At 69.5% G+C, this 17,812-nt stretch carries 13 protein-coding genes; 6 read left to right on the top strand and 7 right to left on the bottom strand.

The genetic code is table 11. From position 1 onward, the window contains the following. The first annotated feature begins 53 nt into the window (after positions 1-53). Together ACE3T8_RS05625 and tldD are read left to right on the top strand one after the other, a co-directional pair. Complete coding sequence (locus ACE3T8_RS05625) at positions 54-3,923, top strand: YhdP family protein (protein WP_374607513.1); 3,870 nt, start codon at positions 54-56, stop codon at positions 3,921-3,923. 51 nt (positions 3,924-3,974) lie between these two features. After that, positions 3,975-5,414, top strand: coding sequence for a metalloprotease TldD (tldD, locus tag ACE3T8_RS05630; RefSeq protein ID WP_374607515.1), 1,440 nt, complete (start codon positions 3,975-3,977; stop codon positions 5,412-5,414). Positions 5,415-5,416: 2 nt separating this feature from the next. On the opposite strand, the gene yjgA is transcribed toward tldD, so the two are convergent. Further along, a complete protein-coding gene (gene yjgA, locus ACE3T8_RS05635; protein ID WP_374607699.1) occupies positions 5,417-5,980 on the bottom strand; it encodes a ribosome biogenesis factor YjgA in 564 nt (187 codons plus the stop codon). A gap of 86 nt (positions 5,981-6,066) precedes the next feature. Between yjgA and pmbA the strand changes: the two genes are divergently transcribed. The 3 genes from pmbA (at position 6,067) to ACE3T8_RS05650 (ending at position 8,492) form a co-directional block, all read left to right on the top strand. Beyond that, complete coding sequence (gene pmbA / locus ACE3T8_RS05640) at positions 6,067-7,383, top strand: metalloprotease PmbA (RefSeq protein WP_374607700.1); 1,317 nt, start codon at positions 6,067-6,069, stop codon at positions 7,381-7,383. A 144-nt stretch (positions 7,384-7,527) separates the two neighbouring features. Then, positions 7,528-7,914, top strand: coding sequence for a DUF4870 domain-containing protein (locus ACE3T8_RS05645; RefSeq protein ID WP_374607517.1), 387 nt, complete (start codon positions 7,528-7,530; stop codon positions 7,912-7,914). A gap of 149 nt (positions 7,915-8,063) precedes the next feature. Further along, positions 8,064-8,492 (top strand): DUF4870 domain-containing protein, encoded by a 429-nt coding sequence (locus ACE3T8_RS05650; RefSeq protein ID WP_374607519.1) that lies wholly within the window; start codon positions 8,064-8,066, stop codon positions 8,490-8,492. A gap of 75 nt (positions 8,493-8,567) precedes the next feature. On the opposite strand, the gene ACE3T8_RS05655 is transcribed toward ACE3T8_RS05650, so the two are convergent. Genes ACE3T8_RS05655 through ACE3T8_RS05680 form a run of 6 tightly spaced genes read right to left on the bottom strand, consistent with a single transcriptional unit; the run spans position 8,568 to position 15,312 of the window. Then, positions 8,568-9,917 carry a M48 family metalloprotease gene (locus ACE3T8_RS05655; protein ID WP_374607520.1) on the bottom strand — a complete coding sequence of 450 codons (1,350 nt, stop codon included), beginning with the start codon at positions 9,915-9,917 and terminating at the stop codon, positions 8,568-8,570. Continuing rightward, a complete protein-coding gene (locus ACE3T8_RS05660; RefSeq protein ID WP_374607522.1) occupies positions 9,914-11,803 on the bottom strand; it encodes a CHASE2 domain-containing protein in 1,890 nt (629 codons plus the stop codon). The genes ACE3T8_RS05655 and ACE3T8_RS05660 overlap by 4 nt, the downstream gene beginning before the upstream one ends. Before the next feature lie 14 nt (positions 11,804-11,817). Continuing rightward, entirely contained in the window at positions 11,818-12,786 is a 969-nt protein-coding gene (locus ACE3T8_RS05665; RefSeq protein WP_374607702.1) for a polyprenyl synthetase family protein, read from the bottom strand. After that, complete coding sequence (locus tag ACE3T8_RS05670; protein WP_374607523.1) at positions 12,779-13,042, bottom strand: exodeoxyribonuclease VII small subunit; 264 nt, start codon at positions 13,040-13,042, stop codon at positions 12,779-12,781. Before ACE3T8_RS05670 ends, ACE3T8_RS05665 begins: the two co-directional genes overlap by 8 nt. A 9-nt stretch (positions 13,043-13,051) precedes the next feature. Next, positions 13,052-14,344: a tRNA lysidine(34) synthetase TilS gene (tilS, locus tag ACE3T8_RS05675; RefSeq protein WP_374607525.1), complete on the bottom strand. Its 1,293-nt coding sequence runs from the start codon at positions 14,342-14,344 to the stop codon at positions 13,052-13,054. Between the two features lie 5 nt (positions 14,345-14,349). After that, positions 14,350-15,312 (bottom strand): acetyl-CoA carboxylase carboxyltransferase subunit alpha, encoded by a 963-nt coding sequence (locus tag ACE3T8_RS05680; RefSeq protein WP_374607526.1) that lies wholly within the window; start codon positions 15,310-15,312, stop codon positions 14,350-14,352. Positions 15,313-15,415: 103 nt separating this feature from the next. Here ACE3T8_RS05680 and ACE3T8_RS05685 point away from each other — a divergent pair, with 103 nt between their 5' ends. After that, complete coding sequence (locus tag ACE3T8_RS05685; protein ID WP_374607529.1) at positions 15,416-17,812, top strand: SpoIIE family protein phosphatase; 2,397 nt, start codon at positions 15,416-15,418, stop codon at positions 17,810-17,812.

The following is a 17,812-nucleotide window of genomic DNA, read 5'->3' on the forward strand; positions in this document are numbered from 1 at the left end:
ACTGGATGGAGCGGCGGAAGCACACTGTCGCTCCGGCCCCATCGGCGAGAGCGATGACCACGCCCGTCCGTCGACGCTGGCGCCTACTGCGCCGCGGTGCGTGGTATGCGCTGGCCGCGGCGTTGGTGCTGCTCGCGCTGGGCAACGGCATCGGCAGCCAGTTGCTGCCCCTGGTCGAGCGCCATCCCGACCAGGTCGCCGCCTGGCTCGGTGCGCGCGTGCAGGGCAAGGTCGCTTTCGACGGCGTGGAAACAGAATGGACGCGTCGCGGGCCCTTGCTGCGGCTCGACAACCTGCGCATCGGCGATGCCGGGAACCCGTTGCGCATCGGCGATGCCGAAATCCTCGTCGCGCAATATGCGGGCCTGTTGCCCGGGCGTTCGTTCACCGAATTGCGCGTGCGCGGGCTGGACCTGGTCCTGCAGCGCGATGCGGCGGGCCTGTGGAGCGTGCGCGGATTGCCCGGCCAGCAGCAGGCCGGCGGCGATCCCTTCGAGACGCTCGAGCGTCTCGGCGAATTGCAGGTCTCGCATGCGCGCCTGCATGTCTCGGCGCCGGAACTCGGTCTGGATGTGCGAGTGCCACGCATCGACCTGCGCATGCGCGTGGACGGCGCGCGCATCCGCGTCGGCGCGCAGGCCTGGCTGCGCAATGGCGCGACCCCGCTGTCGGCGGCATTGGATTACGACCGCGGCAGTGGCGATGGCCGGGTGTACGCGGGCACGCGCCGCGCGGACCTGCGCGAATTCGCCGGCAGTTTCGACCTGGCCGGCATCGTGCCTGCCTCGGGGACTGGACGATTGCAGGCGTGGGGCACGTTGCAGGCGCACCGGATCGTGGGCATCCGTGCCGCAGCCACGCTGGAGGACGTGATCGTGCGCGGCGTGGCCTCCGCTGCAGGCCAGCCGCCACTCACGCAGGCGCTTGGCCAGGTCGCGCTGGACGCACGCTGGAGCGGCACGGTGCGCCAATGGCAGGCCAGGGCCGCACGCCTGCGACTCGGCGCGGGCGATGCCGAACAGGTGATGGACGGCGTGGTCGTCAGCGGCGGGCAACGCTTCGGCTTGCAGGCGCGCCGCATCGATGCCGCGCCGTTGCTGCAACTGCTCGCACTGGGCGATGCGTTACCTGCGGGGATGCGCGGCTGGTTGCAGGCGTCGTCCGCCGGCGCGGTGCTGGAAGACGTCGACGTTCATGGCGTACGCGGTGGTGCGGTCTCTGCAAGCGCACGGATCCGCGGCCTGCATTTCGCGCCGGTCGGCAATGCACCGGGCATGCGCGGCGTGAATGGGTGGTTGCAGGGCGATGCCGACGGCGTGCGCCTGCGCTTCGACCCGCAGGCCACGTTCGCATTCGACTGGCCGGCCGGCTTCGGCGTGGTCCACGAGTTCAACGCCGACGGCGAGGCCGTGGCCTGGCGCGAGGGCAAGGGTTGGAGCGTGCGCACCGCCGGGTTGGCGCTGGTCAATCCGGACCTGCAGGTGAAGGTGCGTGGCGGACTGGGGTTCCCGAACGATGGTACGCGTCCGCGGCTGGATCTGGCGGCTGACCTGGGCACCGCGCAGGTCTCGCTGGCGCACGGCTTCTGGGTGCATCACCTCATGCCGAAGTCGACCGTGCAGTGGCTGGACGCGGCGCTGAAAGGCGGCAGCCTGCACGACATCCATGCGGTGGTCGCCGGCGATCTCGATGATTGGCCGTTCCGCACCGAGGCCGGTCGGCATGGCGCCGGTGTGTTCCGGGTCGACGCGAAGATGCGCGACGGTACGTTGAAGTTCCAGCCGGACTGGCCCGCTGCCGAACACATGGAAGCCGACATCCGCTTCGAGGCCGACGGTTTCACCGTGGCGGGACGCAGCCGGATTGCAGGCGTGCCGGTCCCGGCGTTCAAGGCCGGCATCGCCCGCTTCGGGCGCGCCGAGCTGACCGTCGATGCCGCGGCGGCAGGCGATGCCAGGGACTTCCTCGGCCTGTTGCGCGCCAGCCCGTTGCAGAAATCCTACGGCGCGAGCATGGACAGCCTGCGCGTGGCCGGGCCGGCGCATGCGCAGTTCCACATGCTGCTGCCGTTCCACCATGACAAACCGCCACCGCACGACATCCACGGCGACGTGGTGTTGTCCGGCGCGACCCTGCGCGACGAACGCTGGAAGCTCGCCTTCGACCAGGTCCGCGGCGATATCCGTTACGACAAGGGCGGGTTCGCCGCCGAAGGCCTGCAGGTGCGCCACGAGGGCACGCCGGGCGTGCTGGCCTTGCGGGCAGGCCCGCATGTGCGCGATCCGGCGCATGCGTTCGAGGGCGAGCTGGACGCGCAGGTCGACATCGACGGACTGCTCGACAAGGCCGGCAGCCTGGCCTGGCTGAAGCCGCACGTGGCCGGCAGTTCGGCGTGGACGGTGACGCTGGGCATCCCGCGCAATGCGGCGCAGGGCGCGATGGCCGGTCGCCTGCAATTGCGTTCCAGCCTGGCCGGCACCGAACTCGATTTGCCGGAGCCCGTGCGCAAGCCACGCGGCCAGGCGCTGGCGGCCAGCGTCGACCTGCGCCTGCCACTGGAAGAAGGCGAGGTCGAAGTGACCCTGGGCAACCTGCTGTCGCTGCGCAGCCGGACCCGTGGCACTTCGACGGGTGTTGCCGTGCAAATGGGTGGCCCCCGTGCCGAGGCACCACCCGCCGAGGGTCTCGTGGTCGGCGGGCGTGCCACCCGCGTGGATGCGCTGGACTGGATCGGGGTGATCGCCGGTGATCGTGGCGGCGAGGGCTTGTCGCTGCGCCGGATCGACGTCACTGCGGCGCAACTGCGCCTGCTGGGCACGCAGTTCCCCGATGCGCGCGTGCTGGTGGTGCCGGCGCCGCGCGGCACCGCCGTGCTGGTGCAGGCGCCCACGCTGGCGGGGTCGCTACTGGTGCCGAAGGAAGACGGCGCAACCGTGGCCGGTCGCTTCGAGCGCCTGCACTGGACGATGCCGCCGCGCAGTGGCCCCGGATTCGGCGGCTTGCGCGCGGCGACCGCCCGGCCGTCGGCAACGGTCGCCAGCGACGTGCCCGCCGAGGTCTCCCCGTTCGACCCGGGCAAGCTCCCGCCGCTGCTGTTCGATGTCGGCGACCTGCGCATCGGTGAGGCCGCACTGGGGCAGGCGCGCTTCCGCAGCACGCCGGTGGCGGGCGGCCTGCGCATGGACGAATTCACCACCCGCGGCGGCAAGCAGCGCCTGTCCGCGACCGGCACGTGGACAGGCCGGGGCGTCGCAGCCCGCACCCGGCTGGCGCTGGGCGTCGACAGCGACGACTTCGGCGCGTTGCTCGCCGGCCTGTCGCTGGGCGGCCAGGTCGGTGGCGGCAAGGGCACGCTGCAGGTCGATGCCGATTGGCATGGCGGCCCGGATGCGCTGGATCCACTGACCCTGCAGGCCAGCCTGCGCCTGGACGCGCGCGACGGTCGCCTGCTGGAGATCGAGCCGGGCGCGGGCCGCGTGCTCGGCCTGCTCGGCATCGGCCAGTTGCCGCGCCGCCTGACCCTGGACTTCCGCGACTTCTTCGACAAGGGCTTCGCCTTCGACAGCATCACCGGCGACATACGCCTGGCCAATGCGACTGCGCGCAGCGACAACATCGCGATCAAGGGGCCGGCCGCCGACATCCTGGTGCGCGGCAGCGCCGACCTGCGCACGCAACGCTTCGACCAGACCGTGGACGTGCTGCCGAAATCCGGTGGCCTGCTGACCGCGGTCGGTGCCCTTGCCGGCGGCCCGGTCGGTGCGGCGGTCGGCGCGGTCGCCAATGCGGTGCTGGACAAGCCATTGCAGGGACTCGGCGCGAAGACCTATCGCATCACCGGGCCATGGGCTGCGCCCAAGGTCGAAGTCAGCGCGCGCCGCGACTCGCCCAAGCCGCAAGCCGCGCCCGATGCGCCGGGTTGATCCCCGCCGCGCCGTCGCCATCTCGTTGCAACGCATTCCGAAGCAGGACGCATGAACGCACTCGCCATCGCCGAATCACGCTTGCTGGCTCCGACCGGCCTGGACACCGACGCGCTGCAGCGCGCCTTCGGCACCCTGCTGGGCCCGGGCATCGACTTCGGCGACCTGTATTTCCAGCACACCCGCCGCGAGAGCTGGAGCATGGAGGACGGCATCGTCAAGGACGGCGCGCATGCGATCGAGCAGGGCGTGGGCGTGCGCGCGATCTCCGGCGAGAAGACCGGCTTCGCCTATTCGGACGACCTCGATGCCGCGGCGTTGATCGCCTCGGCGCAGTCGGCGCGGGCGATCGCGCGCGACGGTCGCCAGCATGCCGGGCAGGCGCTGGCGCGCAACAGTGGACGGCAGTTGTATCCCGCGTTGGATCCGGTCGATGCGTTCGCCAACGAGGCCAAGGTCGCCTTGCTGCGGCGCGTGGATGCGCTGGTGCGCGCACTGGATCCGCGCGTGCAGCAGGCGATGGTGAGCCTGAGCGGCGGCGTGGACACCGTGCTGGTGGCGCGCAGCGATGGCGTCCTGGCCGGCGACGTGCGTCCGCTGGTGCGGATGAACATCCAGGTCATCGTCGAGCAGAACGGCCGCCGCGAATCCGGATTCGCCGGATTCGGTGGGCGCTACTCGTACGAGCAATTGCTGGCCGACGACAAGCCGGAGAAGTTCGCACGGAAGGCGCTGCGCCAGGCGCTGGTGAACCTCGACGCGATCGATGCGCCGGCGGGCACGATGCCGGTGGTGCTCGGCCCCGGCTGGCCCGGCGTGCTGCTGCACGAGGCGGTCGGCCACGGGCTGGAGGGCGACTTCAACCGCAAGGGCACGTCGACGTATGCCGGCCGCATCGGCCAGCGCGTCGCGGCGAAGGGCGTGACCATCGTCGATGACGGCACCCTGGACGGACGCCGCGGCTCGCTCAACATCGACGACGAAGGCACGCCGACCTCGTGCACGACGCTGATCGAGGACGGCATCCTGGTCGGCTACATGCAGGACACGCTCAACGCGCGGCTGATGGGCATGGCGCCGACCGGCAACGGCCGCCGCGAATCCTTCGCGCACCTGACCATGCCGCGGATGACCAATACCTACATGCGCGCCGGCACCCACGATCCCGAGGAGATGATCCGCTCGGTGAAGCGCGGCCTGTACGCGGTGAACTTCGGCGGCGGCCAGGTCGACATCACCAGCGGCAAGTACGTGTTCACCGCCACCGAGGCCTACCTGATCGAGGACGGCAAGGTCACCGCGCCGGTGAAGGGGGCGACCCTGATCGGCAACGGGCCGGAGACCATGCAGAAGGTCGCGATGGTCGGCCATGACATGGCCCTGGACAACGGCGTCGGCATCTGCGGCAAGGACGGGCAGTCGCTACCGGTCTGCGTGGGCCAGCCCTCGCTGCTGATCTCGGAGCTGACGGTGGGCGGGACCCAGGCGTGAGCTCAGGCGTCCTCGTCTTCCACGGGATCCGCGACGTCGTCGCCCTCGATCGCCAACACCTCGCGCAGTTCACGGAACAGTTCGCGATACGCACGCGGCGGCTTGTTGCGCTTGCGTTCCTCGAGCGCGTTGCGCACAAGCTGGCGCAGCTTCTGCCGGTCGGCGCCGGGATGGGCGGCCAGCAGCTCGGTCATCGCGATGTCGCGGTCGTCGCCCATCAGGCCGTCGCGCACCGTTTCCGCGCGATGCAGGGCGGCGGTCTCGCGTTTGCCGGCATCGCCATCCTTGGACAGCGCATCGCGGATCGCATCCAGCACCTCGTCGTCCTGGCGGCGCATCTGCTTGGCCAGGAATGCGTGTTGCCGCTTGCGCGCACCATGCGAGGTCATTCGCTGGGTCTCGCGGATATGCGGCAGCAGTTCCTCCGGGATCGGCAGCCGCGCCAGTTGCGCCGCGCTCAACGCGGTCAGGGTCTCGCCCAGCGCCAGCACGTCCAGCGCGTCGCGCCGGTTCTGGCTGCGACTGGGGCTCAGGAATTCGCCGGTGTCTTCATCGCGTCCACGCATCGCCACAGGATAGTCCATTGAAGAGCGAGCCATTGAACAGCCCTGCCATCGAAATCGCCCCGGTCGCCGACGACAGCCGCGAGCGCATGCAACGGCTGTCCGGCATCGCCGAGCAGTTGCTGGCGCAGGCCCGCGCGTCCGGTGCCAGCCAGGCCGAGGTCAGCTGCAACGAGGACAGCGGGCTATCGGTCAACGTGCGGATGGGCGAAGTGGAAACCGTCGAGGCCACCCGCGACCGCGGCATCGCCGTCACCGTGTACTTTGGTACCCGCAAGGGCAGCGCCAGCACCGCCGACCTGCGCGAGGACAGCCTGCAGGCGACGGTCGCGCAGGCCTGCGCGATCGCCCGCCACACCGAGGACGATCCGGCTTCCGGCCTGGCCGACGCGGAACTGATGGCCACGACCCAACGCGAATTCGATGGGTGGCACCCGGCGTCGTTCGACGCCGACCGTGCGATCGGCATCGCCCTGGCCGCGGAGGCCGCGGGTCGCGAGGTCGACGCGCGGATCGGCAAGTCCGATGGCGCCTCCGCGAATGCGGGAGCCACCATCAGCGTCTACGCCAATTCGCATGGCTTCCTCGGCGCCGAGCGCAGCACTTCGTACAGCATCGGCTGCGCGCTGATCGCCGGCGAAGGCGAGGACATGCAGCGCGACAGTTGGTACAGCGTGGCGTTGGCGGAAGGCGATCTCGAGGATCCGCGCGCGGTCGGCCGCAAGGCGGCGGAACGCACACTGGAACGGCTTGAGCCGCGCTCGCTGCCGACCGGCGATGTACCGGTGCTGTTCGCCGCCGAGACGGCGCGTTCGCTGATTGGCCACTACCTCGGTGCCGTATCCGGGGGTGCGTTGTACCGCAAGGCGAGTTTCCTGCTGGACAGCGTGGGGACGCGGGTGTTCCCGGACTGGTTCGGCATCGACGAGTTGCCGTTCCTGCCGCGGGGGTTCCGTTCCGCCGCGTTCGATGCCGAGGGCGTGGCCACCCGCGAATCGCCGCTGGTCCGCGACGGCATCGTCCAGCGTTACCTGCTGGGCAGTTATTCGGCGCGCAAGCTCGGTTTGCAGACCACCGCCAATGCCGGCGGCGTGCACAACCTGCAGGTACGGGCGAATGCCGCAGGCCTGCAGGAACTGATGCAAGGGATGGGCAGCGGCCTGCTGGTCACCGAACTGATGGGGCAGGGCGCCAATCCGATCACCGGCGACTACTCGCGCGGCGCGGCCGGGTTCTGGGTGGAGGGCGGGCGCATCGCCTATCCGGTCGACGGGGTCACCATCGCCGGTAACCTGAAGCAGGTGTTCGCCGCGATCGAGGCGGTGGGCAACGATGTGGATCCACGTTCGCACATCGCGACCGGTTCGATGCTGGTCGGCCGCATGACGGTGGCCGGCACCGGCTGAAGCGGGGTCGGGCGCGGGGTCGCCGGCATCGCGCCGATGGCCGGCCGGTGGCGCCGCGCAACGGCGGCGGGACTGGCCGGCACCTGCGTCGGGCCGCGTTATGCTTCGTGAACCGCGCGCTCGCGCAAAACCGGGGAACTCTAGATGGATATGAACGAAGCCACCGCACCTCCTCCCGTGCCTTCCGGTGCGCCGTCTTCCGATGACCGGCAGTGGGGGATGTTCGCGCACCTGTCGGCGCTCTCCGGCGTTGTCATCCCCTTCGGAAACATCATCGGCCCGCTGGTGGTGTGGCAGGTCAAGAAAGACACCCTTCCCTTCGCCGCCGACCAGGGCAAGGAAGCGCTGAATTTCAACATCACCATGCTGATCGCCGCGTTCATCGGCTTCCTGTTGACGTTCATCCTGATCGGCCTGGTGCTGCTGCCGCTGATCGGCATCGCGTGGCTGGTGTTCACCATCCTCGCGGGCATCAAGGCCAACGAAGGCGTCGCGTATCGGTATCCGTACGCGCTGCGCCTGATCAAGTAAGCGGTCCCCGTCGCCGGCGTTGCGCGTTTCGTCGCGCGCCGGCGGCCTTTCGTCGCCGCTGGCCCGCATTGGGCCTCCGGCCGCTTGGATCGCCAGGCAATGCCTCCATCCTCCTTTCCATGCCGGACTGTTTCCGGTGGGAGTCGACGATGGAAACCAGCACCTACGAATCCGGTGGCGACGCGACCGGCGTGCAGACCCTGTCCCCGAGCCTCACCGACCGCCAGTGGGCGGCCGCTGCACACGCTGCGGCCCTGGTGGCCGCGATGGCGACCAGCCTGTGGGCGGGCGTGGCGGGCGCCATTGCAGCAGTGGGGGTGTGGATGCTGGTACGCGACCGCTCCGCGTTCGCTTCCGAGCATGCGAAAGAGGCGGTCAACTTCAACCTCAGCATGTTCATCTATGCCGCAGCCGCGGTGGTGTTCTCGATCTTCACCCTCGGCATCGGCCTGATCGTGGCGCTGCCGTTGTGGGGGATCCTGGCGCTGCTGTGGATCGTCTGCACCCTGGTGGCGGCGTTCAAGGCCTACGACGGCCAGCCGTACCGCTATCCAGTGACGATCCGCCTGTTCAAGTAATCGGGAGAGCGCAGTGCGTCAAAAAGGAAAGGCCGGCGCAAGCCGGCCTTTCCGCATCCACGCGCCGGGCCGCAATCAGCGGTCGAGGTACGGCTCCATGCCCTTGTAGCCCTGCTTGTCCAGCGCGTCCAGGCGCTTGTCCAGCGAGGGATGGGTCTTGTACAGCTGGGTCAGCCGTTGCGACGACGACCCGAGTGCGGTCATCTTTTGCAGCACCGCGTAGAACACCAGCGGATTGCTGCCGGCCCGGGCCAGGTAGATGCCGGCGGCCTGGTCGGCGCGATACTCGGCGTTGCGGTCGAGCTGGGTCAGCATGATCGCCGCACCGTTGCGTTCGATGTAGCCGCGCGCCAGGCTGCCGGCCACGCCGCCCCCGGTGTTGACCCCGCTGAGCGCGACATCGCGCCCGGCGCCCTGTAGTTCCTGCTTGCGTAGCACTTCGTAATGGTCGCGCTGGACCACGTGGCTGAGTTCGTGCCCAAGCACCGCTGCCACTTCGTCGTCGCTGCCCAGCAGCTGGTACAGGCCGCGGGTGATCAGGATGTAGCCACCCGGCGCGGCGAAGGCATTGATCTCGCCGTCGTCGATCACCCCGAAGGTCCATGGCAACTCGGGGCGGCTGCTGCGCGAGGCCAGCCAGCGCCCGATCAGGTTGACCCGCTTCTGCACGGCCGGATCCTTCACCAGCGGCGCGGCGCCGAGGATGCGTCCGGCAATCAGCGGCCCGAGTTCCAGCTCGTCCTGGGTAACCTCATGGTCCGATTTGCCGATGAGCTTGTCGCCGGAGGCCGCCGCGGTCGCGCCCACGCCACCGCCCAGCCGGCCGCCGATCGAGGACAGCAGCCCGCGCGCCATGCCGAACCGCTCGCGCTTCTCGGCCTGGGTGGCGCCACCCTTGGCCTTCGCCTTGCCGGGCTGGTATTCGATCGCGTACGCCACCTGGGTGGCGGTCCAGCCGCGCTTGGCCGCGGCCTGCTCGGCGGCTTCCGGCGTGGCGCGGTAGGACTCCATCAGTTTCAACTGGGCGGCATTGAAACTGGCACTCTTCAGATCGCTTTCGTCGATGCCGCGCACGCTGGCGGTCTCGCTGACCCGGCCTTTGCCGGCTTTGCCGGTGAACAAGGCTGCGGCCGCGCCGCCGGTTTCCGCCTTGCCGTAGGCCACGCGCACGTCGTTGACCCGCACGTAGCCGGTCTTGCCGCCGTCCAGCGCGAGCTGGAACCACAGGCCCTGCTGGCCGCTGACCTTGACCGGCGCGTTCTTGCTGAAGGTGGCCACGCTGGGCGATGCGAAATCCGGTTTGGCATGCGCCGTGATCGAGGGTTTGGCGACCGTGGCGGGGGTGATCGGGTCGGCGGCCAGCAGCAGGCCGGACACGGCCACCGCCAGCGCGGCGGCGCTCCATCGCATCGTGTTGCGCGTCATCGATCTTCCCCTTCCGTGTCGGCGGTATCCGTCGGCTCGTCGCTGAAGTCCAGCGTGTGCGACGGATCCAGAATATAGCGATTGTCCGCGACCAGCAGCCACTCGTCGGTCGCATTCAGGTCCTGCCCCAGCAACTCGCGCAGGCGCATGCGCTCGCCGCGGTTGGTCAGGTCGTTGTCGTCGTCGATCTCGGCAACGGAAATGCAGACCATCACCCGGCCATGGTCCTCCAGCCGCAGGTCGCCTTCGTTCAGGTCGCGATACAACTGGTCGAGTTCGCGCTTGGCGGCATCCAGCGCCTGGGTGCGCTCGGTGCCGGTCCAGATCAGCAGCATCAGGTCGTCGAGGATGTCGTGCAGCCAGCTCTTGCGTTCGACGATGCCTTCGATCATCACCGCGTCGCTGCCTGCATAGAGTTGCCGGCGCAGCAGGCGGCGGTATTCGCGCTTGCCGCGCACCGCGGCGAACTCGCCGATGTCGGGGTTCGGCACGAAACGCAGGCGTGCCATCAGCAGCCACGGATGTCGCTGCGGGTTGTATTCGTCGCGATAGTCGTTGTTGCCGACCGCGCGGCCCCGCTGCACCGCCGCGTACAGCCTGCACAGGCCGAAGCACAGGCTGACGAAGCCGACACTGGCGAAGATGTCGACGAACACGCCGAAGAAGGTCAGGCCAATGAAGGCGATGAGCAGCAGGGTGGTGTTGGTGGCGACGAACACGCCGTCCACGTCCTCGTGCGGTTCGCCGCGCCAGAACGCGTAGCTGGTGAGCAGGACCAGCAGCGCCGCCAGCAGGTACTTGAACGACGTCGGTGGCATCCAGATCGCGCTGTCCTGCAACAGCGCCTCGGTGGCTTCGGCCCAGACGGCCACGCCGGGCATCGCCGGGTTCAGCGGGGTCGGCTTGGTGTCGCTGATGCCGGCCGCGCTGTAGCCCACCAAGGCCACTGTGTCGCGCAACAGGGGGGCTTTGCTGCCCGCGGCATGGCAGACCGGCTCGCCCGCCAGCAGGTCGGCTGCGCTGATGTAGGGCAGTTGGCTGTGCTTGCGCCAGTTCACCCGCACCTGCGCGGGATAGCTGGACGCCGGCCGTCCTTGCACCTGCGCGGCCAGCAGCACTGGCAGGGTGGGGATCGCCCAACCGCCGACCTCGTCGCGCAGGGGCACGTCGCGCACGATGCTGTCGTCCGACCGGCCGAAGTTGGTGGACGCCGCGTATTTCGCCATCGCGTCGCCATACGGCAGGAGAATGGCGATGGGCGGGCCCGGTTTGCTTGCGTCGGGCGAGAGCGGATATGCGCCGGGTGCCTGCGACGCACGCGGCGCGACCTCCTCGTTGAAGTCCGCGGACTGGCTGGACGTGGCGAACAGGAAACGGCCTGCTCCGCCGGCGGCAACCAGGTCGAGCATGCCATCGCCGTCCGGATCATCGGGATCGCGATCCAGGAACATCACATCCACGCCGATCGCCTTGACCCCGCCGCGATCCAGCGCATCCAGCAGGTCCGCGTGCACCGAGCGCGGCCATGGCCAGCCGCCCAGGCCTTGCTTGCGCGTCCAGTCGATCGAGCATTCGTCGATCTCCACCACCACGGTCTTGCCGGATGGCTTGGGCTCGACCGGCCGCAACTTCACCACGCTGTCGAACAGGCTGTCTTCCGCCGCGTCCAGGCTGCGCGCGTGGGTCCAGTCCCAGCCCAGCCAGCCGAGCGCGGCGACCGCGAGCAGCGGATAGAAGGCGAACTTCAGGCGCAGCGCGAGCTTCGACAACGGCCGTCGCCAGCCGCGCTCGACGACGGTCCACGCATCCATGAACCACACCGCGGCCGAGGCCATGGCGGCGTCGATGCGGTCCTGCATGGCCTTGCGGATGTTCCTGCGCGCCATGCCCGGCGTCTCCGTCAGTTGTCGCGTTCGACGACCCTGCGGCCAAGCGCGGCCAGCAGCGTGGTGTCCGCATCCAGCGCGTACAGTGCCTCATGCATCTGCGTGGAAAGGCCGGCCAGGCGGACGTGGCTTGCATCGATGCCGAGCAGCGCAGGGAAGGTGGCCTTGTCCTGGGCGGCATCCTTGCCCGCGGTCTTGCCGAGGGTGGCGGCATCGCCCTCCACGTCGAGCAGGTCGTCGCGCACCTGGAAGGCCAGGCCAAGTGCGTCGGCATAACGATCCAGCGCTACGCGGCTGGCGGCGTCGGCAGCGGCGGCGATTGCGCCAAGGCGCACCGATGCGCGCAGCAATGCGCCGGTCTTCAGCGCATGCAGGTGCTCGAGGTCTGCGATCGAAAAGGGCTCAGAGTGAATTTCGCGCCGACGATGTTCGTCTTGTCCCGGTCCCCGTCGCGAAACTTCACTCTGACCCCTTTTCGCCGTTCCCCTTTTTGACTGGCCGGTCGCATCGATATCAAGCGCCTGCCCGCCGCACATGCCGGCCGCGCCGGACGCGCGCGCGAGTTCGGCCAGCATCGTGACCCGACGCTCCGCCGCCAGTGGTGCCCCGGCCAGCACCTCGAAGGCCAGCGTCTGCAGTGCATCGCCAGCGAGGATCGCGGTGGCTTCGTCGAAGGCGACGTGCACGGTGGGCTGGCCGCGGCGCAGGGCGTCGTCGTCCATCGCCGGCAGGTCGTCGTGGACCAGCGAATAACAGTGGATCAATTCGACCGCGACCGCAGCATCGTCCAGTGCCGCTTCGTCGGCGCCGAGGGCCGTGCCGGTGGCATACACCAGCAACGGACGCATGCGCTTGCCGCCATTGAGCACGCCGTGGCGCATCGCCGCGTGCAGGCGTTCGGGCGAGACCGCGGGATCGCGCAGGACGCGGTCGAGCGCGGCCTCGACGCGCGCGCGCCAGGCCGCGAACACCGCGTCAGGCATCTTCGCTGGCGTCGAACGGACGCGCATCGTCGGGATTGGCCGGGTCGCTGAGCAGGCGCACGCGCAATTCCGCCTGTTCCAGTGCGGTCTGGCAACTGCGGTACAGGCCGACGCCGCGCTCGTAGGCAGCCAACGATTCCTCCAGCGTCATCTCGCCGCTTTCCATGCGCGCGACGAGGTCTTCCAGCGACTGCATCGATTGCTCGAAGTCGGCAACCGGAGAGGTGTCTAGCGGAGGTGTCGTCTTTCGGGCCATGCGCGAAGTTTACGCCAGCCCCGACCAGTGCAGCCGGGCCGCGCGTGCATGCAACCAGTCGGCCAGTGACGCCGACAGCAGCGTGCCACCGGCGGCCAGCAGGGTGCCGTCGTCCGAGGACAGCAACGGCAGGCGCTCGCGCCGCCAGGGCGGGATGCCGGCCTCCTGCAGCACGTGCTTCAGTGCATGCGAATGGCCGCGCCCGGGCAACACGATGCGTTCGCCGCCATGCCGCGCGTGCACACGCAGCGGCGCATCGAATCCGTCCACGCCGACGAGTTCCAGCGTGTCCCCGGTCGGCAGCCACAGTGGGCCAGCGCCGTCCCATGCCTGGGCCCAGTGCACGGGGAAGGGCTCGCGCATCGCGTCGGCATGCAGCAGGTTGCGCCAGCGGCGAATGCGCGCGCCCGACCATTCGAAGCAGGCTTCGGCATCGGTACGTGCGGGCAGCAGGTCGGTTTCGATGCGGGCGATGCCGTTGCCCGGCAGCGGCGGCAGGCCGAGCGCGCCGATCCAGCGGCGCAGCACGCGCGCCCGCCGCGCCTGCGGGATCGCACGCAGCGCATCGACATCGAGCGTGCGGTCGTCGTGCATCGCATGCCGCAATGCGGATACATCATCCAGCTCAAGCAGGTCGACCGCCTGTGCATTCAGCGCCGCGCAGCGCGCCAGGTTGTCGCTCGCCTGCGGCCAGCGCTGGCGCAGCAACGGCATCACTTCGTTGCGCAGGAAATTGCGGTCAAAACGGGGATCGCCGTTGCTCGCATCCTCGATCCACGCCAGGCCATGCGCGGTCGCATGCGCCTGCAATGCATCGCGCGGGACATCGAGCAATGGTCGCCACAGCCAGCCGTTGGCATAGGCGCGCCACGGTCGCATCCCCGCCAGCCCGTCCACCCCGGAGCCGCGCAGCGCACGTAACAGGAAGGTCTCGGCCTGGTCGTCGCGATGGTGGGCGAGGGCGAGGATCTCGTCGTCGCGCAAGCCTTCCTCGAATGCGCGATGCCGTGTCGCCCGTGCGGCACCTTCCAAGCCGAGGCCGGACGCACGATCCACGTCGACGTGGACGATCGACAGCGGTACATCCAGTGCATCGCAGGTTCGCCTGCAATGCGCGGCCCAGGCGTCGGCGTCGGCATGCAGGCCGTGGTGCACGTGGATCGCGCGCAAGCCATGGCGGCGGATGTCGGCATCGCCCGCGAGCAGGCGCAACAGGACCGTGGAATCCAGGCCGCCGCTGAAGCCGACCAGTACGCGCCGATCGTCATCGCGCCGGACCACGTCGGCCAACGGCGCGCGCATGAGTCTCAGGAAGCGGTGTCGTACGCGCCGTAGCCGCGCAGCCGCTCGTAACGACGCTGCAGCAACTGGTCCACCGGAACGCCCTCGAGCGCATCCAGTTCGTTGAGCAGCACCGCCTTCAGGCGCTTGGCCATCTGCACGGGGTTGCGATGGGCGCCACCGGTTGGCTCGCGCACGAGCTTGTCGATCAGGCCCAGGCCGAGCAGGCGCTTGGCGGTCAGGCCGAGTTGCTCGGCGGCGTCCTTGGCCTTGCCGGCATCGCGCCACAGGATCGACGCGCAACCTTCCGGCGTGATCACCGAGTACGTGCCGTATTCCAGCATCAGGGTGCGATCGCCGACGCCGATCGCCAGCGCGCCGCCGCTGCCGCCTTCGCCGATCACCGTGCAGATGATCGGCACTTTCAGCTCGGCCATTTCCAGCAGGTTGCGGGCGATGGCTTCCGACTGGCCGCGCTCCTCGGCATCGATGCCCGGCCACGCGCCGGCGGTGTCGATGAAGGTCAGGATCGGCAGGCCGAAGCGTTCGGCCATCTTCATCAGCCGCAGCGCCTTGCGGTAGCCCTCGGGCTTGGGCATGCCGAAGTTGCGGCGGACCTTGGCCTTGGTGTCGCGGCCCTTCTCGTGGCCGATCACCATCACCGGGCGGCCGTCGATGCGGGCCAGTCCGCCGACGATCGCGTTGTCGTCGGCGAAGGCACGGTCGCCGGCGAGTTCCTCGAATTCGTCGCAGATCACCCGCAGGTAGTCCAGCGTGTACGGCCGCGCCGGATGCCGGGCGAGCTGCGAGACCTGCCACGGGGTGAGGTCGCGGAAGATCGTCGCGGTGCGCTTGCGCAGCTTTTCCTTCAGCGTGTGCACTTCGGCGTCGACGTTCACCGCCGGGCCGTTGCTCGCATGCCGCAGTTCCTGGATCTTCGCTTCCAGGTCTGCGATGGGCTGTTCGAAGTCGAGGTAATTCGGGTTCATCGGCGGCAGTTTAGCCCAGCAAGCCGGACATACCGAGCCGTAGGTCAGGCCACCACGGTGGCGGATGCTTGACGCGGGCGATGCGCCACCCGAGGCTGCATCGATGGAACCGATGCCCGTGCCGGCCGCGCCCCACGCCTCCTCGGCGGACGTGCGCGTGCCCTGGCATGCCAGCCTGCGCACGCGGCTGATGCTCTGGGTGGGCCTGCTGCTGGCGTTGCTGCTGCTGGCCGGGTTCGCCACCGCGTTTTACGCCGCACGCGAGCGAGTGATCGCCGATGCCGAGGCGCGTACGCGTTACGAGGCGCGGCAGGCGGCGGATCGGCTGGACGCGACCATGCGCTCGGTGAGGGTCTCCGGCGAGGCGATGATCGAACTCAGCAATCGAGTGACCCTGACCCGCGCCGAATTGCTGGAGGCGATGGAGGCGATGCTGGACGCCAAACCGGCCACGGTGGGCGGCCTGGTCGCGCTGGAGCCGGGCGTGCTCGCCGACCGCGCGCCACTGGCGCAGTACGTGGGCATCGCCGCGCGCGGCGTGCCGGACCGCGACCTGCTGGCGGACGGTTACGACCTGGCCGGTCGCGAGTGGTACCAGCGCACCCTGCAGGCCACTGCGCCGTGGTGGTCGGAGCCCTACTTCAACGAGACCGCCGGCGGGCGCTACATGACCACGCTCAACCTGCCGCTGCGCGACCGCGAGGCCCGGCGCATCGGCATGGTCAGCCTGGACGTGCCGGTGCAGGCGCTGTCGTCGTCGCTGGAGTCGTTGCGCGCCGTGGCGGGGCAGCGCACCGCGTTGTTCGCGCCCGAAGGCACCATCGCCGTGCATCCCGAACGCGGGATCGCCTTCGCCCACGACCTGCCGGGTTACATCGAGCGCGCCGGTCGCAGCGACCTCGCCCCGCTGGAAGCGGCGCGCGTGCAGCAGCGCCCGCTGCAGATCACCCATGCCGATGCGCGCGATGGCACGGTGCGCTATTCGGTGCTGCAGCCGGTCGGCGAGAGCGGCTGGACACTGCAACTCTCGATGGGTCGCACCGCGATGCTGGCGAGCCTGGACAGCGCGATGCGCATGCTCGGGCTGATCGGCGGGCTGGTCGCGCTGCTGGCCGCGCTGGCGGTGCTGCGGTTGTCGCGGAGCATCACCGTGCCATTGACCGAACTCACCACGAGTGCCGGCCATTTCGCCAACGGCGAATTCGACTGGCCGGTGCCGCACGACGCGCGCGGCGACGAGGTCGGCGTCATGGCGCGTGCGTTGGAACGCGCGCGCGATTCGATCCGCCAGCAACTGGACGAGATCGGCCGCTACGCCACCGAACGGCAGAAGCTGCAGAGCGAACTGGACATCGCGCGGAGCATCCAGATGTCGATGCTGCCGCGCGACCGCGACTTCGCCAGTGGCGACATCCGCTATCGCCTGCGAGCGCGGCTGGAGCCGGCGAAGGCCGTCGGCGGCGATTTCCACGGACATTTCCTGGAGGGCGACGGCCGCCTGTGGTTCGTGGTCGGCGATGTCTCCGACAAGGGCGTGCCGGCGGCGTTGTTCATGGCGCGGGTAGTGACCGTGCTGGAGGTGGCGACCGCGGCGAGCGATGCGCCCGACCGCGTGCTGGCCGATGCCGCGCGCCATCTGTCGGAGAACAATGACGCCTGCATGTTCGCCACCGTGCTGTGCGGCGTGCTGGACCTGGCGACGGGCGATCTCGCCATCGCCAGTGCCGGCCATGATGCGCCGCTCCTGCGGCATGCCGATGGCCGCATCGACCTCATTCCGCTGGAATCGGGACCTGCGCTCGGTTTCGACGCGGTCGATGCGTTCGAGGTCTGGCGCGGTCGCCTGCAACCCGGCGACCTGCTGTTCGCCTGGACCGATGGGGTGACCGAGGCCTTCGATGCCGACGATGTCGCCTTCGGCGAGGAACGCATGCAGGCCGCGTTGCGCGCCGCAGGCAGCGCCAGCGATGCCTGCGAAGGCATGTCGGTCGCGGTGCATGCGTTCGCGTCCGGCGTGGCGCAGTCGGACGACATCACCGTGTTCGCGATCGATTGCGCGGCGCAACGCGCGAGGGCCGTGTGGTCGATGGCGCTCAACGTACCCGGCGAACGCGGGCGATTGGAGGAGGCGTTGGCCGGGATCGAGACCCACCTGCATGCCGCCGGCATCAACCCTGGCCGCATCCACGACGCGCAGCTGGTCGTCGAGGAGTTGTTCTGCAACGTGATGGACCATGGCGCTGCCGCCGGCGTGGATGCGATGCGGCTCGATGCGAGGATCGATCGCGGCCGCGTCGTCCTCGACCTCCGCGACAACGGCGCCGCCTACGACCCACTGGCGCATCCGCCGCCCGACCTCGACGCCGGCCTCGACGATCGGCCGATCGGCGGGCTCGGCATCCACCTGGTGCGCGAACTCGCGCAGGATGCGCGTTACCATCGGGACGACGGCTGGAACCACGTGCATGTCGTGCTCGATGCAACCTCTTCCCCCACCTGA

The organism is Thermomonas sp. (assembly GCF_041919455.1).
Lineage (GTDB): Bacteria > Pseudomonadota > Gammaproteobacteria > Xanthomonadales > Xanthomonadaceae > Thermomonas.